At 50.2% G+C, this 17,527-nt stretch carries 15 protein-coding genes and 2 pseudogenes; 7 read left to right on the top strand and 10 right to left on the bottom strand.

Translation table 11 applies throughout. The features are described from left to right. The first annotated feature begins 7 nt into the window (after positions 1-7). From HMPREF2804_RS09245 to HMPREF2804_RS09235, 3 genes are all read left to right on the top strand, one after another. The gene (locus HMPREF2804_RS09245) at positions 8-1,063 is read left to right on the top strand and encodes an ABC transporter substrate-binding protein (protein WP_048752783.1); all 1,056 of its coding nucleotides are present in this window, start codon (positions 8-10) and stop codon (positions 1,061-1,063) included. A 195-nt stretch (positions 1,064-1,258) separates the two neighbouring features. Then, the gene (locus tag HMPREF2804_RS09240; protein ID WP_070628071.1) at positions 1,259-2,095 is read left to right on the top strand and encodes a YwqG family protein; all 837 of its coding nucleotides are present in this window, start codon (positions 1,259-1,261) and stop codon (positions 2,093-2,095) included. Between the two features lie 220 nt (positions 2,096-2,315). After that, a complete protein-coding gene (locus HMPREF2804_RS09235) occupies positions 2,316-3,206 on the top strand; it encodes a YwqG family protein (protein WP_070628069.1) in 891 nt (296 codons plus the stop codon). Between the two features lie 103 nt (positions 3,207-3,309). On the opposite strand, the gene HMPREF2804_RS09230 is transcribed toward HMPREF2804_RS09235, so the two are convergent. Genes HMPREF2804_RS09230 through HMPREF2804_RS09220 form a run of 3 tightly spaced genes read right to left on the bottom strand, consistent with a single transcriptional unit; the run spans position 3,310 to position 5,861 of the window. Continuing rightward, the gene (locus tag HMPREF2804_RS09230) at positions 3,310-4,215 is read right to left on the bottom strand and encodes a type II restriction endonuclease (protein ID WP_048752786.1); all 906 of its coding nucleotides are present in this window, start codon (positions 4,213-4,215) and stop codon (positions 3,310-3,312) included. Between the two features lie 22 nt (positions 4,216-4,237). Further along, positions 4,238-5,047: a DNA-methyltransferase gene (locus HMPREF2804_RS09225; protein ID WP_070628067.1), complete on the bottom strand. Its 810-nt coding sequence runs from the start codon at positions 5,045-5,047 to the stop codon at positions 4,238-4,240. Then, a complete protein-coding gene (locus tag HMPREF2804_RS09220; RefSeq protein ID WP_070628065.1) occupies positions 5,019-5,861 on the bottom strand; it encodes a DNA adenine methylase in 843 nt (280 codons plus the stop codon). Before HMPREF2804_RS09220 ends, HMPREF2804_RS09225 begins: the two co-directional genes overlap by 29 nt. Before the next feature lie 267 nt (positions 5,862-6,128). Between HMPREF2804_RS09220 and HMPREF2804_RS09215 the strand changes: the two genes are divergently transcribed. Together HMPREF2804_RS09215 and HMPREF2804_RS09210 are read left to right on the top strand one after the other, a co-directional pair. Next, positions 6,129-7,607 (top strand): O-acetylhomoserine aminocarboxypropyltransferase/cysteine synthase family protein, encoded by a 1,479-nt coding sequence (locus tag HMPREF2804_RS09215; RefSeq protein ID WP_070449995.1) that lies wholly within the window; start codon positions 6,129-6,131, stop codon positions 7,605-7,607. Beyond that, positions 7,607-8,110 (top strand): CoA-binding protein, encoded by a 504-nt coding sequence (locus HMPREF2804_RS09210; RefSeq protein ID WP_013398362.1) that lies wholly within the window; start codon positions 7,607-7,609, stop codon positions 8,108-8,110. Before HMPREF2804_RS09215 ends, HMPREF2804_RS09210 begins: the two co-directional genes overlap by 1 nt. 767 nt (positions 8,111-8,877) lie before the next feature. Here the strand turns inward: HMPREF2804_RS09210 and HMPREF2804_RS09205 are convergent. Further along, positions 8,878-9,678, bottom strand: coding sequence for a trimeric intracellular cation channel family protein (locus HMPREF2804_RS09205; RefSeq protein WP_070628063.1), 801 nt, complete (start codon positions 9,676-9,678; stop codon positions 8,878-8,880). Positions 9,679-9,868: 190 nt separating this feature from the next. On the opposite strand from HMPREF2804_RS09205, the gene HMPREF2804_RS09200 reads away from it, so the two are divergent. Next, complete coding sequence (locus HMPREF2804_RS09200; protein WP_070628061.1) at positions 9,869-10,486, top strand: L-alanine-DL-glutamate epimerase; 618 nt, start codon at positions 9,869-9,871, stop codon at positions 10,484-10,486. 269 nt (positions 10,487-10,755) lie between these two features. Beyond that, on the top strand, positions 10,756-11,991 hold the full coding sequence (locus HMPREF2804_RS09195; RefSeq protein WP_070628059.1) for a multidrug effflux MFS transporter: 1,236 nt from the start codon (positions 10,756-10,758) through the stop codon (positions 11,989-11,991). 251 nt (positions 11,992-12,242) lie between these two features. Here the strand turns inward: HMPREF2804_RS09195 and HMPREF2804_RS11465 are convergent. From HMPREF2804_RS11465 to HMPREF2804_RS09170, 6 genes and pseudogenes are all read right to left on the bottom strand, one after another. Then, positions 12,243-13,565: pseudogene (locus tag HMPREF2804_RS11465) on the bottom strand (ISL3 family transposase). A gap of 159 nt (positions 13,566-13,724) precedes the next feature. Further along, on the bottom strand, positions 13,725-15,383 hold the full coding sequence (gene merA / locus HMPREF2804_RS09185) for a mercury(II) reductase (protein ID WP_070628153.1): 1,659 nt from the start codon (positions 15,381-15,383) through the stop codon (positions 13,725-13,727). A gap of 57 nt (positions 15,384-15,440) precedes the next feature. Beyond that, a pseudogene (locus tag HMPREF2804_RS11415) lies at positions 15,441-15,620 on the bottom strand (heavy metal-associated domain-containing protein); the annotation flags it as partial. A 146-nt stretch (positions 15,621-15,766) separates the two neighbouring features. After that, on the bottom strand, positions 15,767-16,210 hold the full coding sequence (locus HMPREF2804_RS09180; RefSeq protein WP_070628057.1) for a GNAT family N-acetyltransferase: 444 nt from the start codon (positions 16,208-16,210) through the stop codon (positions 15,767-15,769). Positions 16,211-16,331: 121 nt separating this feature from the next. Continuing rightward, complete coding sequence (locus HMPREF2804_RS09175; RefSeq protein ID WP_013398369.1) at positions 16,332-16,862, bottom strand: alkylhydroperoxidase, AhpD family; 531 nt, start codon at positions 16,860-16,862, stop codon at positions 16,332-16,334. After that, positions 16,862-17,443, bottom strand: a complete 582-nt coding sequence (locus tag HMPREF2804_RS09170; RefSeq protein ID WP_004006488.1) for a peroxiredoxin — start codon at positions 17,441-17,443, stop codon at positions 16,862-16,864. Before HMPREF2804_RS09170 ends, HMPREF2804_RS09175 begins: the two co-directional genes overlap by 1 nt. Positions 17,444-17,527: the final 84 nt, after the last annotated feature.

Raw genomic sequence — 17,527 nt, 5'->3', positions numbered from 1 at the left:
TCAGTTTATGGCTAATACTAGTTCATCCCAACACAGGGACTCTCATCGTTCATTGACCAGACGATCCTTCGGCGTGCTTGCCTTGGGCTCCTTTAGCGCCCTCGCCCTTGCCGCCTGCGGGTCTTCCAATTCTTCCGATTCCAACGCATCCGCGTCCTCTGCATCGACGAGCGCAAAGCCCGCTCCTTCGGCTCTTCCTTCCGGCATGGGATCGACCGCAGGTGATGGCGAATTCCCGCGTACGGTCAAGCACTTCCGCGGCGAAACCAAGATTGAATCTGCCCCCAAGAGCGTGGTTATCCTCTCGACCGGGCAGCTTGACGATGTTCTCGCTCTGGGTCTGGTACCCATTGGCGCAGCAACCGCTAACGATGCCGACCTCGTACCCGAATACCTCAAGACCAAGTTCTCTGATAAGTCGGCTGAGCTCGATAAGATAGCCAAGGTGGGCAAGCGCACCGAACCCGACCTTGGTGCTATCGCAAATCTGCACCCCGACCTCATCCTGATTAACAACACCAATAAAAAGGAAGAGGTTTACGACTCACTCTCAAAGATCGCCCCAACTGTGGTGACCGAGGGTACCGGAAATAACTGGAAGCAGGACTTCCTGATGATCGCCTCGGCGCTGGGCGCTACCTCTAAGGCTGAGGAGATGCTCAAGGATTACGAGGATAAAGCCAAGAAACTGGGCGAGAAGGCCGGTAAAGAGAAGACCTTCTCATTCCTCTACGCAGCTGGGGACCGTACCCGCGTATACGCGAAATCTTCGTTTGTGGGTTCCATTTGTGAGGATGCTTCCCTTGCCCGCCCCGCCGCGCAGCAGGAAGGTAAGACCTCGATTGACCTGAGCTCCGAGAACCTTGACCAGGCGGACGGCGACTATCTCTTCTACGGTGTGCAGGGCGGCGACGAATCCAAGCTCACCTCTGAGACGCTGTGGGATAGCCTGAAGGCGGTCAAGGAGAAGCATGCTCATAAGGTAGATTCCGATATGTTCTACCTGAACGCGGGAATTACCGCGGCCTTGGGTGTGATTGAGGAAATCGACAAAAATATCTAGTATGCGCATCACAACGACAGCACCCTTGCCCGGAATTCTCCACGGATTCCGGGCAAGGGTGCGGTCGTACTGGTTCACATTGTGTAGTATGCGGATGCGTTCGTTTTTCACCCCACAACGATATTCAAGGCATACTATAAAAAAGTGTGTTCTCATGGTTAATACATGCCATTAACCACGCCTTGGAGGATGTCCATGAGCACTCTAGAAGAAAAAGCGCAGCATGTTGCCGATGCGCTCAATAAAGACCACGTCAAGCAGGCGGTACGCATCACGGCAACTGCCTCTAAGACCCCGCTGCCAAAGACCGCCTCAAAATTTGGGGGCATTCCCTATGTACCTATGGGTGCTTCGGCGCCAACAAACTCCAGTGGTCAGCCCTTGGGGATGATCGCGCAGATTAACTGTGCAGAGCTGCCGCCGAATGATATCTATCCAAAAACTGGCATGGTGCAATTCTGGATAGACCCGAAGGACGAGGCGTGGGGGTTCGATGCCGCGAAGCCTGCATCTCAGGAGAACTGGCGGGTTATCTATTACAAGAACGTGGGCAGGCCAGACCCGAACACGACTCTTCCTGCCGTGGATCCCAAGGACAACTGGCCCGTTGAACCCACGCAGGCCGAGTTTGCGCTTTCGTTCGAGGTGATCGAGCAGGGTATTACCGGCGCCGCCAACTACTACTATGAAGATTTCGCGCGCGTGTGGAATAAGATGTACCCCGAATCGCAGCTTGAGAGCTACCAGGAGGCGCAGGGTGTCGCCCTCACGATTGAGGAAAACGACGAATTCTCGAAGATCGGCGGGTACCCCTACTTTGTGCAGAGCGACCCCCGGTTCTTCAACGAGGCTCTGCAGGGGCATACTGTGAACCTGCTGACCATTGTTTCTGAGGTAGACTGGGCCGAGCCTCATGACGGTTCGCCTAAGCTCATGTGGTGCGGCGGAGGCGCGGCAAACTGGCTGATAACGCCCGAACAGCTGGCGGCGGGTGACTTCTCAAACGTGATTTTTGAGTGGTCGAGCAGCTAACCGGCCCGCTCGATAATTCTTATACAGGGGGTTGTGGTGTACTCAAGCTACTTGATACACCACCAACCCCCTGAATCTTTGGGATGCCTAGAGTCATGCAGCGTGTGGCCTTCCAAAAAATACACTGTTGAATAAGCGCACGAGTGACGAAGTTCTGAGCACGGCACCGCAAAATGTGTTCTGATGGTTGTAGCACTGAACCAACCACCCGGAGGAACATATGAATACCACCGAGCAGAACGCAGCTAAAAACACCGAAGCGCAGGTGCGTCGAGTCCTCGACGTTATGAATCAGGGAAAACTCAAGCAGGCTATCAGGATTACGGCAACCCCATCGCAGCAGCCGTTGCCGAAGACCGCCTCCAAGTTCGGGGGAGTGCCGTACCTGCCTGTAGGAGAATCCGCGCCAACGAATGCATCCGGCCAGCCCTTGGGCATGATTGCGCAGATTAACTGTGCTGAGCTGCCGCAGAATAATATTTACCCGAAGAGCGGTATGCTTCAATTTTGGATTGACCCTCACGACACCGTGTGGGGGTATGACTATAACAAGCCTGCGGTTCAAGAGAACTGGCGGGTGCTCTACTACGAGATCGTGGGTGAGCCGAACCCGGATGCGCCGCTGCCGGTGATTGACTGGGACACGATCGGTTGGCCTATCGAACCGGAGAGCGTGGAATTTGCGCTTTCGTTCAGCGTGGTCGAGCAGGGAGTTACCGGTACTGCGCACTACTATTATCCCGATTTTGCACGAGTGTGGGACGAGCTGTATCCCGAGGATAAATTGCCCACGGGAGACGACGAGCGGGCGAGGATTCAGCGGACGGACGCCGTTGAGGAGCTTACTCTCCCGTATGAGGAGAGTGATGAGTACTCTCGGATTGGCGGTTACCCCTACTTTATTCAGAATGACCCGCGGGATTTCGACGAGAACCTGCAGGGGCACATGGTGAACCTGCTGACCATCGTTTCTGAGGCGGACTGGGAGTCAGAGGAAGAAACCCCGGAACTCCTCTGGGGCGATGCGGGCTCCGCGAACTGGCTGATAACGCCTGAACAGCTGGCGGCGGGCGATTTCTCGAACGTGATCTTTGAATGGTCGAGTTGCTAAAGAAGGAATCTAAGAGGCTTTCCCTGGAAAGGGTGATATTCACAGGTTTTCAAGGAAAATCAATAGAGAATTAATCTTCATGGTATTTATTTTCCGAACTGCTTTATCGAGTAAGCTCACGTAGATATCCATGCTCTAAATGATCGATATTAAAAATATTTGGGATAACAGCAAATGCTTCAGAGAGCGGTTTGGCAGCAGTATTCCAACCCTGACCGTCGGTTACCCACACAAATTCTATACCCTTAGATTTTTGGGTAATATGGTTGTAAAGTGATTTAAATTCACCTGCTACTGATTTTAGTTTACTACCTCCACCACCATAATAATTTGTTTCAAAGAGAAAAAGACGTCGTCTATTAGAGTCGAAAAGAGCCCCATCAAACTTACGTTCTGACTTGTCTACAGGAACTTCAATTTGCCACTCATGCTGCATCCTATGAGCTGTTGCTTGGGTCATTGTCTGGTAGCCATAAAAATCAGCAACAGCACGTAGCTGTCCCTCCAAGAGATCCTCCATAACCTTACCACTACGGTTCTTACGCCCGTTACTATCTAAACCAACTTCTACACCATATGCGTAATCCACCAATGAACGGTTTGCACTGTGCTTTAGAAAATAAAGAAGTCCAGATTTTTGCATAAATTCCACATATTTTTGAATATTAGTGGTATCTACATTTTTAAAGTCAAGATTGTAAAAGGATATACTTTCATCATTGTCTACCTTCATGACATTTAGATGGACATCGCGGGACGCGAGAAGAACTGGTACTGCCTCAAGGAGATTGGGTTGTTGCGTGAACAGATGAATTGCTTCCTCATACAGGTTATCCAATCCAATCAAGTAATTCAAAGTATTCAGAGCTAATTTATGTTTTTTGACCCCGAGTTCCACTTTTTCCCAGTTTACATAGTAGTCAGGGGTACGGTTCGTAATCGAAAGGGTACTCAGAAAGTATTTAAGTTTTTCTTCTGGGACACTTCCCATGTATTCGTCGTACTTCATGTTTAGTCAACCTTTCGTAATTTTAAAAGAGGGTCTGTGATACCTCGGCGATACGTTTCTGTGCTATACACAGGTATTCAGGCTCAAGTTCAATGCCGATGAACTTTCTCCCAAGTTCCTTGGCAACTTTGCCTGTAGTACCGCTACCAAGGTACGGATCTAGTATAAGGTCTCCTGGACGAGTACAGGAGAGGATAATACGTTCCAGTAAATATTCTGGTTTCTGCGTGGGGTGTTTGCCATAAGATTTTTCCCTGGGTTTTGTAAGGGAACCCTCCCACACGTCTTTCATTTGACGGTTATTATTTATTTCTTTCATTAATTCATAGTTAAAATAATGGCGTGTTTTGGGTAAATTCTTTTTAGCCCACAGGATGGTTTCGGTAGAGTGTGTGAAGGTGCGGCAGGCTAAGTTTGGTGGTGGGTTTGTTTTTTGCCAAGTAATATTGTTGAGGATTTTGAAATTCTCTTCTTCTAAAGCAATACCAACGGAATATATATTGTGAAGTGTTCCGGAAACCCAAATAGTTCCATTATCATTCAATGCCTGGTAGCATTTTGATATCCATTGACGGTTGAACTCTAGTTTTTTAAGAACAGATAATTTTGTATCCCAATTTCCCTTGTTTACACTCACTCTTTTTCCACCACTATTGGTGGTTCCACCTCCACTTAAAAAATATGGTGGATCTGCAAATATCATATTAATGCTACCAGGGATTATATTTTCTAATAATCTAAAACTATCACCATGAGCTAAGATGATATCAGGCTCTTCGTAATGTATACTCTTGGATGGTATATTATGAGTAATTCCGGATAATGACTTCATTGATTTTTCCCCTCCCTGTTGCTTTAGAGTTAATCATTCGGGAAGCATCTACGGTTTCAATTGTGAACCCTTCATATAGATCGAATACATCTGCAGAGTGAGAGTTTGAAGCCATAAATAGAACCCCATTACGGTCTAGCTCTCGGCATGTTTCCATGAGGCGAATCTGCTCTCTGGGCCCAAAGCCAGAGTCAGTATAAGATGTGAAATCGCTTGTAGCATTGAGAGGAATATAGGGCGGATCAAAATATACAAAATCTCCAGATATAGCTTCAGAAACGGAATTCTGGAAATCTCCCTGACATATATTAATATCTGCTTTATTTAAATAAAAACTTACATCCTGAAGGAGCCTTTCATCTAATATTTTTGGATTTTTATATCGACCGTAAGGGACATTAAATTGATTTTTTGAATTTACACGATATAATCCATTAAAGTTCACTCGTAACATATATAGGAGACGTGCTGCACGTTGTGCTTTTGTGAAAACTTCTAATCGACCGTCACGATCTGCAGAACGTATATTTAAATAATATTCCTTAGAATTATTTTCTTCATGTTTTTTAAGTTCTGCAATAACTTCTTGAAGATTATCGCGTAATTCTGTGTAACAGAGCATAAGATCTGTATTATAATCATTTATAGTTGCTTTTTCTGGCTGTATATCAAAAAATAAGGCACCACCACCTATAAATGGTTCAAAGTAGTGGTTATATTTATTTGGCATACGAATCGTGAGTTCGTGTAGTATCTGGCGTTTGCCACCTGTCCATTTTGTAAAAGGCTTTAGTTTTTGGTGTGTATTTAACATTTAGCTCCTTTTGATTGTACACACGAATATGTATACGAGGTAGGTGAACCATTATACAGACATAGAAGGAAGTTATGTATTCCACAACAAGATAGGTTGGGAGCAGCGAGTAGTGTATCAAGAGGGCCTGTCATAATCCGACACAAACGACATAATGCTACGCGCACTTGGCGCATCCGGGGACCGTGGCACAGTATAGGGTTGAGTACCTCTGTTCCTCGACCTTGGCGCATCATTCGGCTGCGCTAAGCCAACCAGGAGTCATGCATGGCTGAACATACTTTCGGATTCCGCACCCGCGCACTGCACGCGGGCGGCACCCCGGACGCTGAACACGGCGCCCGCGCGGTCCCTATCTACCAGACCACCTCATTCGTTTTCAAAGACACCGACGATGCCGCCAACCTCTTCTCCCTGCAGAAATACGGCAACGTCTACTCGCGCCTATCGAACCCGACCGTTGCCGCGCTGGAAGAGCGCATCGCATCCCTAGAGGGCGGTATCGGGGCGGTGGCGACCGCATCCGGTATGGCCGCCGAGTTCATCACTTTCGCCGCGCTCTGCCAGGCGGGCGATCACCTTGTGGCATCCTCACAGCTGTACGGCGGAACAGTCACCCAGCTTGATGTTTCCCTGCGTCGATTCGGCATCGAAACCACCTTTGTGGAAGGCACCGACCCCGCGGATTACAAGGCGGCGCTGACCGAGAACACCAAGGCAATCTACACGGAGGTTGTCGCCAACCCCTCCGGCGAGATCGCAGACATTGAAGGGCTCGCTGCTGTAGCCCATGAGGTGGGAGTCCCCCTCGTCGTAGACGCTACGATCTCAACCCCGTACCTGATTCGCCCGCTGGAACACGGGGCCGACATTGTGATTCACTCCGCCACCAAATTCCTGGGCGGGCACGGAACCACCCTCGGCGGCGTGGTTGTTGAGAGCGGACGGTTCAACTGGGCGAACGGCAACTTCCCGCTCATGACTGAGCCGGTGCCTTCGTACAATAACGTCTCGTGGTGGGGGAACTTCGGCGAATACGGGTTCCTCACAAAACTGCGTTCCGAGCAGCTGCGCGACTTCGGTCCCGCACTCTCACCGCAGTCGGCATTCAACCTGCTTCAGGGCGTCGAAACCCTGCCGCAGCGCATGGATGCGCACCTGGCCAACGCGAAAAAGGTCGTGGACTGGCTGGTTGAGGATGCGCGCATCGCCTACGTGAACTACGCCGGTTTGCCGGGGCATGCGCACCACGAACGCGCGAAAAAACTGTTGCCGCTGGGCGTTGGGTCTGTGTTCTCTTTTGGGGTGAAGAGCACCGAGAAGGCGAGCGGCCGCGTGGTTGGCGGCGAGTTCATTAGCGCGCTTGTGTTGGCATCGCATCTGGCGAATATTGGTGACTCGCGCACCCTGGTGCTGCATCCGGGTTCGACCACACATCAGCAGCTTTCCAGCGAGCAGCTTGCCGCGGCGGGCGTGGGCGAAGACCTGATCCGTATTTCGGTTGGGCTTGAGGATGTTGAAGACATTATCTGGGACCTTGACCAGGCACTCACCCACGCGACTGGCCTGAACCACGCGGGTGAACGTGTGGGCGAATCCAGTGCCGATAAGCTCGTTGCGGCACAAGAGGCTCTCGCCGCCGAAGAGGCTGACTCACAGCAGGGTGCCGCCTGCGCGCTGCCGAATAGCGCCGCAGCTTCGAGCGCCTCAGAGTCCAAGGAAGCACCCGCGAAGGAGGGCAACTAATGACTGAGAAACGTACCTGGGTAGGCCCGAGCGCCCCCGAGCGGCTGAACATTCTGCGCAATACCCGCACTATCGCGATTGTGGGGATGAGCGATAAGATTTCGCGCGCCTCAAACTTCGTGGCAACCTACCTGCTGTCTTCGTCGCCGTATACGGTGTATTTTGTGAACCCGATTCTTGCGGCGAAAGGCAAGACCGTGCTGGGGCAGCCGGTGTACGCCTCGCTTCAGGACCTACCAGAAGTGCCCGATCTCGTCGAGATTTTCCGTCGCAATGAAGATCTCCCGGGCGTGGTTCAGGAGGCGGTTGATCTGGGCGCGAAAACCGTGTGGATGCAGCTGGGCTCGTGGAATGAGGAAGCTGCCGCTATCGGTGAGGCAGCTGGGCTGAACGTGGTCATGGACCGATGCGTGAAAATCGAGCACGCACGCTTCCATGGTGGCCTGCACCTTGCGGGCTTCAATACCGGTGTGATTTCCTCGAAACGCCAGGTCACGGCGTAGCTCGGCGACTGTCGCAGGCCTAATCTTCAAAGCGGCGGCTGTTTGGGAGTAATAAGCTTCCAAATGGCTGCCGCTCTTGTGTGATAGGTGCGCATCTTCCTGCCCTACAGAAATGGGGGGCGGTATGTTCCGCATCTGGGGTGCTTGGCTGGTCATCATCACAACATCTTCACAGCATCATTACAAAAAGTTGTGATGATACTGGGATGACCGAACAGTCGCAAAAACCTTGAAATTTCAAAGGGCTTTCCCCATGAGCCACAACGAAAATAAGCGTCATAACAACATCATCTCAACATCTTCACAAAAAATTGTGATGATATTGAGAAGATATTGTGATGATACTGTCCTTCTGTCAGCGCAAGAGGGCTGGATAGGCTAAGAAGGCAGAAAATAGGGCTGGTTGGGGTGTTTTAGTGCGGTCGTATCGCTGGCGCATCGGGCCGAAGAAAATTAATTAATCGTCAGAAACACAAAATTATATATTTATATTGTTTCCACCCGAAAATCTAAATCGGGTTAACCACTTGACAGCTTAAAACCCTACCCTTAGGGATAGGTTTACGGGTATGCTAATACGAGTGCCTTGCGACAGGGGGCTTTCGCGGCGGTCGCAGGGTACTTTTGTGGCGGTGGGGTGCTTGGCACACATGAGCATCCCGCCGCCTTTATCGTTTCTTTCCGAACAGCGTTTAGGAGCCTCTCAGGGCGAAGTAGCAGACCCGTTACTTACCGCCGCGAGCCAACCAGATTCAGAACACGTGCGGCTACCCGCCGCGTTGCTCCCGTTCACGGTGCAGCTGATCGCGGTACGCCTGAATCTGGTCCTCTGTAATCACATCCAGCTGGTTTGTGAGCGGCGTGCCCGGTGCCCAGCCTTCGTTCTCAAGGTGTTCGTGGTCGCGGCGGAATACATCCAGCAGGCGCGGGCGCTGAACCTTCAGCGTGGTGGGCATCGGCAGTCGCCAGTCGCGCCACCGTGCCACAACCCCCAACACCGTGCAGGTGAGCACAGACATAGCGATCGCCACATGAGGGCGCTCCAGCATCCTGAAACAAATTGCCGTTTCGGCGGCACCCACGAACGCTACCGTGGCGTAGAGCGAGTTCCCGCCGAAGATAGCGGGGATGCGGTTCACCATAATATCGCGGATAACCCCGCCGCCAACCGCCGTTGTCACCCCCAGCGCGATGGCTGGGAGCCAGTGCAGTCCCAGGGTAAGGGATTTGATGGTGCCGGTAGCCGCCCAACAGCCCATGCCCAGAAAGTCTACGACCACAAGGGCGCGGGTGGCCCAGTTTGAGCTCAAATCCAGCACATACGCCAATGCCGCCGAGGTGATAGCGCCTACCCAGTACCAGCCGTCGGTGAGCGCTATTGGAAGCCCCACATTCAGCAGGATGTCACGAATCATGCCGCCGCCCATGCTGCAGACGACCGCCAGCAGCAAGAAGCCCACCATGTCGAACCGCAGGGCGCGCGCCACTGCTCCGCCGAGCAGGCCATTAGCCACCACGGCTGCAATATCTACGATGCGGAACAGCGTCTCGGGCTCGATATTGAACACGGTCGGCCTCCTTTCGACGGCTCAGGGTAGAGGAGTGGATGCGGCCCGCAGATTTAGGCGCAACGTCTGCTATCTTACCGCGTGTGCTGCCGCTACGATACCCGCAGGTTTGTGGCGTGCCGCACACGCCAGATCTGTGCGAGACAATGGAAGAAAGTAAACGCAGGTTGAAAGTGCTGAGAGGAACGCAATGGCGGTTTCACGTGAGCAGGTTTTTGAGGTTCTTCAGCGGGTGCATCCGGCGCTAGAGCAGGGTCTGCCTGGATGGTCGGTGCGCCCAAATATTACGGGAACCGGCGCGGTGGGGCTGTATCTTGACGGTCCTGAGCTGCCGCTGATGGGCGTGAATCTGGCGGGCGAGCACGTGGCACGGCATCTGTGCGGGACGGTTCAGAGTGCCGACCGTGGGCTTCCCGACGAGCTGGATCAGGTGCGGTATCAGTATATTTTGGGCGTGAGCGTGACCGAGCGTGACGAGGAATATCCCGAATTAACCGACCTGCCCAAGACGGGGGAGCCCAGCTGGGTTGATGCTCTGCGGGTGTTGGATCAGCAGGTTCTCGCTAAACGCAGGGATGAATTTTTCATCAGCCGCGGCGGTTATGTGCCCGGTCGTCGAGCTTTGGGGAAACGCCGGGTGGCGCTGCGGCGCGAGTTCTTCCCCGGCAAACCCTGGCTGGGTCTGGGCACGATTGACTGGTGCGCGGGCGTGCGTTCCGCTCCTGTCTATGCCGGTGAGCTGGATGCGCTCGCCGCCGCCGCGGTGCGCCTCGCCTCCACCTGGGATGCGGCGCTCCGGTCGGTCTAAAATTCAACTGACATGAGGTTTTATGCGTGACGTGCTCACGTTATACATAAGATTCACGAGTTAGGCATATTACCTGAAGAAGGCAGTGGGCGAGCCTTCAGCACCCATAACTTTCACCTACGCGAATAACCCCCCAAAGCGCCCTTAGATCCTCGGGAAGAGGGGAGTAGAATCAAAGAGGTGCCTCTCACAGGTTCTTTCTCAACGTTCAGAGGAACCTCTGACAGCAAGCAAACATCACACAGACACAACCAAGAATTCAGGTTTTCGTGACAACGCATTCACAGGGTGCGGTGGAGAATCCGCGCCGCATGCTTTTTCTCTACACAACACTCAGCGCGCTCATGGCCTGCTCGGCTATCTCGACCGACCTTTACCTGCCGGGTCTGCCGAGCATCGAATCGCAGATGGGCGGCAATATTGAGCTGACGATTACGGGATTCCTCATTGGGTTCGCGATTGCGCAGCTGATTTGGGGGCCTGTCAGCGACCGCATCGGGCGCAAAATTCCGCTGATGCTGGGCATGGCAATCTTTGCCGTCGGTTCTGCCGGATGCGCGCTCGCCTCAACCACAACCGAACTGGTTCTGTGGCGCCTGGTGCAGGCGGTTGGTGCGTGCGTGGGTCCTATGCTAGCGCGCGCTATCGTGCGTGATATGTATCAGGGCGTGCGTGCGGCACAGGTACTTTCTACTCTTGTGCTTATTATGGCGATTGCGCCGATTGCCGGGCCGCTTCTTGGCGGGTTTCTGGTGGTATCGGGTGGGTGGCGGCTGACTTTCTGGGCTATTGTGACCATCAGTGCCGTTATTCTGCTTTTGGTCTTTTTCCTGCCTGAGAGTCTGCCTGAGAATAAGCGTGAAAGTAGTACGGTACTTGCGGCGTTTAGAAGTTATCCGCTTCTGCTGCGCCGCCGCACTTTTATGCGGTACGTGCTGTGCGTGTGTTTCTTTTACGTGGCGATTTACGCTTTTATCACGGCATCGTCGAGTGTGTATATTACGCGGTTCGGGGTTGATCCGCGCTATTACGGTCTGCTTTTCGGCGTGAATATTATCGGGGTGATGGTGCTCAGCAGTTTCAATCGACGATTTGTGCAGCGCTATAGTCTGGATTTTCTGCTGCGTATTTCGACTGCGGTTGCCGGGGTGGCTTCTATACTCGCCGTGATAACTGTTGCTGCGGATGCGGGTGGTCTGTGGGGTGTAGCGGTTCCGGTGTTCCTGGTGTTTAGTATGAACGGCATCGTTGCCGCCTGCACGAACGCCGCCGCCCTAAATTCTGTGGAACCTGCCATTGCTGGTTCCGCTGCGGCACTCTTAGGGTCGTTCCAGTATGGAAGCGGTATTATTTCTTCGCTCCTGCTCGCGGTTATTCCGGGGGAGAGGACGATTCTGATGGTTTCTATTATCTGTGCGTTCGTCCTGCTCTCAGCGGTGATGGGCTTCCCTAAAGCGCCCGAAGAAAAACCCAAGGAACAGCCTCAGAGGCAGGAAGCGGCTTAGAATTTATTGTCCTACTCGCATCTGCATCTGAACTTGCGTAGGTAAAACTCTGGGTATAGCCCGGTGCCTCAGGGATTGAGAGTAAGAGGGAGCAGCTGATTCAACTGCCCCCTATTCACTTTAAGTTAAGCTGCCGCTAGCCCCTTAACAAGTAGTTCGCGGGCAACTTCAGAGGTGCTTTGTCCTCGTTGAGATGCTAGGTCTCGGATAGTATTGTTAAGGGGTATTCGGATTTTATGGTGGAAAAGGGCTTATAAATCACCCTTCTCCAAATTCTTAATAAGTGTGGAAAAATCGACACCTAAGTTGTCTGTAATGTCGTGATCATTCACTTCATACCAATTGAAAGTATCGTATAACATAGCTTTATTGAAAGCACTTGAATTAAATCGTGGCTTACGCTTTTTATGGAGCTTCTCATTGAAAAGGATTTTGGCTCGTAAGGCATCAAACGAGTAACCTCTACCCATTCGCTCTACCTGCCTAATAATGCTGTTAATTGACTCCGTATAAGCATTAGTGAGCCTTTTATCAAAGTAGTTGAATATTTCAACATGCCAGTTGTCTACGGCTCTCACGAGGTCTTTATATGCGTCTTTAGAGTTGCTGGACATACAACGGTGTCTCCATTGACTATAACGAAGATGACCTTCATCTGGATCAGGAGTATCCCATATCCAGTAAAACTCTTCTTTGAGTTCATAGGCTTCTTTTAAAGCAGGAAGATTACCTAACCAAGTATCTAAGAGGAATGATTCACGTTCATTTAGATCGTGTTTACGCTTTAGAAGGATAAACCTTTCACGCATAAGGGTACGTCTTTCTTTTTGGCTCATATGGGCTTTCAAAGACTTTCTGACGTTATCTAAGGCTTGATTAGCCATTCTAACTACATGAAACTTATCTACGACAACTTTAGCGTGTGGAAGGATAGTGTTCACTGCGTCTTTGTAGGGCTTCCACATATCCATTGTGACTTACTCAATGTAAGTCCTGTCACTGATTTCTGAAAGACGTTGGATGACTGTTTCCTTGTTACGGTTAGGCTTGATGTCATAAATAGTCCTGCGTTCAATATTAGTCAATACAAGCCGAGGTCTACGGATAATATGTATCTCGTCTATCCCAAGCCACTTAGGAGTTTCAAACTGGTATTCACGTTCTTTGAGTGCCACATAGTCCTTAAAAACGTTCCTAATGGTTTTCTCTTCAACACCAACGCTTTCTGCGACTTCTACAAAGGTCTTAGACATGGATTGCTCTTGAATGGACTTTAAAAGCCTTTTGGTCATACTACGCTTTTCATCTACAGATATTAGGCGTTCCCAGAAGGTAGATCCGCATTCACGACACTTGTATCGTCTACGGTTCAATTGTAAGCCCACTCGCTTTAAACGAATGGGCAAATCCATAATTAGTTGATTTCTTGAACTGTGTTTGTACAACTTGTCAAAACCACATTCAGGACAACGTTCAGGTGGTCCGACTGCTTCAACTTTAAACATCATATCGGTTTCATTTTCTTGTGGCGGTTCTATTGTTTTAATGTCTGGTAGGGATAATAAGTCTGACATATTATTCATCCTTTATTACTCTGCGGTGTTAAGGTATCAATTATAGATTTGATGTCGAAATCATCAGTGTTAAATTATTTTTGTGACCACAAATTCACTTAGAAAATCCCTTAAAGCATTAGCTGGTTCACTTGAATAGGGAGTTGTAAAAAAGTTCCCTTAGCCTGCACAACAAGATAATTTCGAAATATCTTTATCGAACGTAAGTGCAACTAATTTTAGCCCTTCAGCCATTGTTAAATATGGTGCTAGGGTTTCTGTTAAATCTTCTATCGTTAAGCCAAATTTAACAGCTAATGATGCTGCATAAATTACGTCTCCTGCGTTTTCTGCCACTACATGCGCCCCTAACACTTTCAATGTTTTCGCGTCTGCCACTAATTTGAAAACACCTGTTGTTTCCCGATTAACGAGCGCTCTTGGAACAGCATCCAACGGCAATACCGATGTTTTCACTTCATATCCTTTTTCTTTTGCCTGTTGCTCCGTTAAACCAACCGTTGCAATCGATGGAGAAGTAAACGTAACGCCTGGAACCACTTCTAAATTGACCTTTTGATTTAGTCCTCCGATTGCATTACGAGCAGCAAGTCCACCTTCATAAGCAGCTACATAAACAAATTGGGGACCGAGAGTGACATCTCCAGCTGAATAAATTCGGGAATTGGTCGTTTTAAGATAATCATCAATGACAATTTCACCACGGGAACCAACTTCAACGCCTGCTGCATGTAAGTTTAATGATTCTGTATTTGGTTTTCTTCCAGTGGCAATTAGCAATTGTTCTGCTTCAATAATTCGCTTTTTACCATTTATCTCAACATGAACTTTTTTAATGTCTCCATCTTGCTCAACTCGTTCATAGGTTGCACCTGTTACTAAATTAATTCCCTGTTCTGTTAAGGCCTTAGTAATGGCTTCTGAAATTTCAGGATCGTATTCTTTTAATAGACGCTCGCTTCTTTGAATCAAAGTGACTTCTGACCCGAGGTTATGAAATAGTTGTCCTAATTCCATGCCGATATATCCTGAACCAATTACGGTAAGACGATTTGGAACCTTCTTTAATTCCAATAAGCTAGTGCTTGTTAAATAATCTACTTCATCTAATCCGGGAATATTAGGTGCAGTTGAAGAAGCACCTGTAGCTATTAAAAATCTTTTGGCTGTGATTTGATTGCCATTTACTTCAACTGTATTTTCATTTACGAATTTTGCTTCACCTTTTATTAATTCAAAACCATAATCATCAATTAAATTCACATATTTTTCATTTCGCATCTCGGTTACTAAATCATTCTTTTGTTTTACTAATGGCGCTAAATCAACATTTGAAGCCGAAGTGTGTAATCCCACAAATGGATTATTTTTTGCTAGATGATTGATTTCCCCTGCTCTTAATAAGGTCTTAGAAGGAACGCATCCGACATTAACGCAAGTTCCACCCACCGTTCCACGCTCAATCATAGCCACTTTTGCGTTCAAAGTAACGGCTTCAATGGCAGATGAAAAGGCAGCTCCACCAGAACCGATGATGATGTAATCATAATCATAGTTACCTTCATCATTTAAACTTACATCTGTCCTTTTTTCCGATTGCACTTGTATTTCTTCTGCTTCGCCCGGTTGATATTGTGCGTCAGTAATCGCTGTTTTCGCGATATCAATGTCTACATCATACGGTAGTTCAAACAGTGCTTCTCCGCGACGAAAGTCTACTTCAATCCCTTTTGCACCTGCATTTTCAAGAGCAACCGCAATATGTTCTTCACAACCAGTGCAGGTCATTCCTTCAACGTTTAGCCGATATTTTTTCAATAAATTCGTCTTTTGTTCCGATTGAAATTCTTCTGCTTCGCCCGGGTGATAATTTGCGTCAGCAATCGCCTTTATTGCACTTTCAACCTCAATATCATCGGACAGTTCAAATACTGCTTCACCACGACGATAACTAGACTCAATATTTTTAGCACCTATCTTTTCAAGTGCTGATTCTACGTGTTTTTCACAACCCGTACAAGTCATTCCTGAAATGTTTACCTTAAATTTATTCATAAAAAAGCTCCTTTCGTTAATTAATCTCTCATGTTAATGTTTCTATTATTGGACACGTTGGCTCCCTCCGCATTTCTTCAAAATATTTGTCATTGTATGCAGTCATAGGTCTTAGCCCCTTCCAGTTCTGTGGTGTGTGCTAGTTTCTAGAATACATACTTCGCGAGGGTTACGCATCCGTTATCCTGCACCGGAGTGAAGCCGAAGCGCCGATAGAGCTCGATGACGGGTGTGTCCACAATATCTGTAGTGATGAACCTCTGGCGAATGCTCTCCCGGTCAAAATCGGCGAGGATCTTTCCCAGTAGAGCCGAGCCGATACCGTGGTGCTGAGCCTGCGGGTGCACCAGTAGATCCTGGATATACGCAATGGTTTGTCCATCACCCACTGCACGTACCAGGCCGATAAGCCGCTCGGCTCCTTCCGCCGTGTTCTCACGCGCTACATAGAGGTACCGCGACCCATCCAGCATAGGGACCAATCGCTCGGGCGTGCGAGTGTAGGCGCTCCAGCCCACCGCATCGTACAGTTCAACGAGTTCTTCGGTGCTTGGTAGGGAATTCTTGGCGTTCAAAATACTGTACTGCATACCCGTATTATCCTATGCCCCATACGAAGAAGAGCCTGACAGTGAATAAGCGTTAGAAACTCAGCCTTAATCACTATCAGGCTCTTCTTGCGCGAGATTACGCGGGGGCGAGGCTGTGTGCTTAGCCCAGTGCTTCAGCCAGCTGAATACCCTGTGCCACGCCGCCCATGGTTGCCGCAATGCGGATCAGGTCATTAACCTGCTCCTTGGAGGCGCCCTCCTCGCGGATGGTGTGCTCGTGGGCAGCCACGCAGTGCGAACAACCGTTCACGGCAGAAACTGCGAGCGCCAGCATCTCAAAGTCGAGCTTGTCGATACCACCGTTTTTGCCGATGATCTGCATGCGCAGGTTTGCGCGCTGATCGTCGTAGGCGCCGTCGAGGAAGCCGCGGGTGCGGTAGAAGATGTTGTTCATCCCCATGATGGTTGCCGCGCCGAGTGCCGCATCGAAGGCGGTTTCGCTCAGGTGCTCTTTCGCTTCTGCTGCGATCTCAACGATAACGGAATCAACCTTGGTTGCCGCTGCGGTGGCCAGGATTGCTCCCCAGAGCTGCTGCTCGGTAAGCGAGGTGATGCGCGGCAGCGAAGACAGATTCAGGTTCATGTCCTTCGCGTAGGAAGGCAGCGCGTTACGCAGGTTCTCAATGCTCATTACTTCATCTCCTTGAAGGCGTCGATGGTTTCTGCACCCTTCTTCCAGTTGCAGGCACACAGTTCGTCGGACTGGAGCGCATCCAGCTGGCGGAGCACCTCGTCGGTGTTGCGGCCGACGGAATCTGCGGTAATGGATACCGACTGGATGGTGTTGTGCGGGTCGATGATGAAGGTTGCGCGGTCTGCCACGCCGTCCTTGTTGAGGACGCCCAGGGCGCTGGTGAGCTCGCGCTTGAGGTCAGATGCCATGACGATGGGCAGATCTACGAGCTCTTCATGGGAGCGGCGCCATGCGTAGTGGGTGTATTCGTTATCCACGGATACGCCGATAACCTGGCAGTCGCGTGCCTCGAATTCGTCGGCGAGCTTGCCGAATGCAGCGATTTCGGTGGGGCAGACGAAGGTGAAGTCTTTGGGCCAGAAGAATACGACGCGCCAGGTGTCTTCGTCCAGACCCTCGGAGGAAACGGTGGTGAAGTAATCTTCGGGCTTGTTTGCCTCAATCTCGGCGAGCTTGCCGGGAACAACGCCGGTCAGCTCGTAGGCGGGGAACTGGTCGCCAATAGTTAGCACAGCCATAGTGTTCTTCTTTCCTGATCTAGGTGGGTACCTCAAGGCTGGTTTGTGTGTGACTTCGGTGGCCTTGAGGCATTCTTCTGTTCT

The organism is Rothia sp. HMSC065G12, from assembly GCF_001811455.1.
Lineage (GTDB): Bacteria > Actinomycetota > Actinomycetes > Actinomycetales > Micrococcaceae > Rothia > Rothia dentocariosa.
This window is presented reverse-complemented; position numbering and strand designations above follow the sequence as displayed.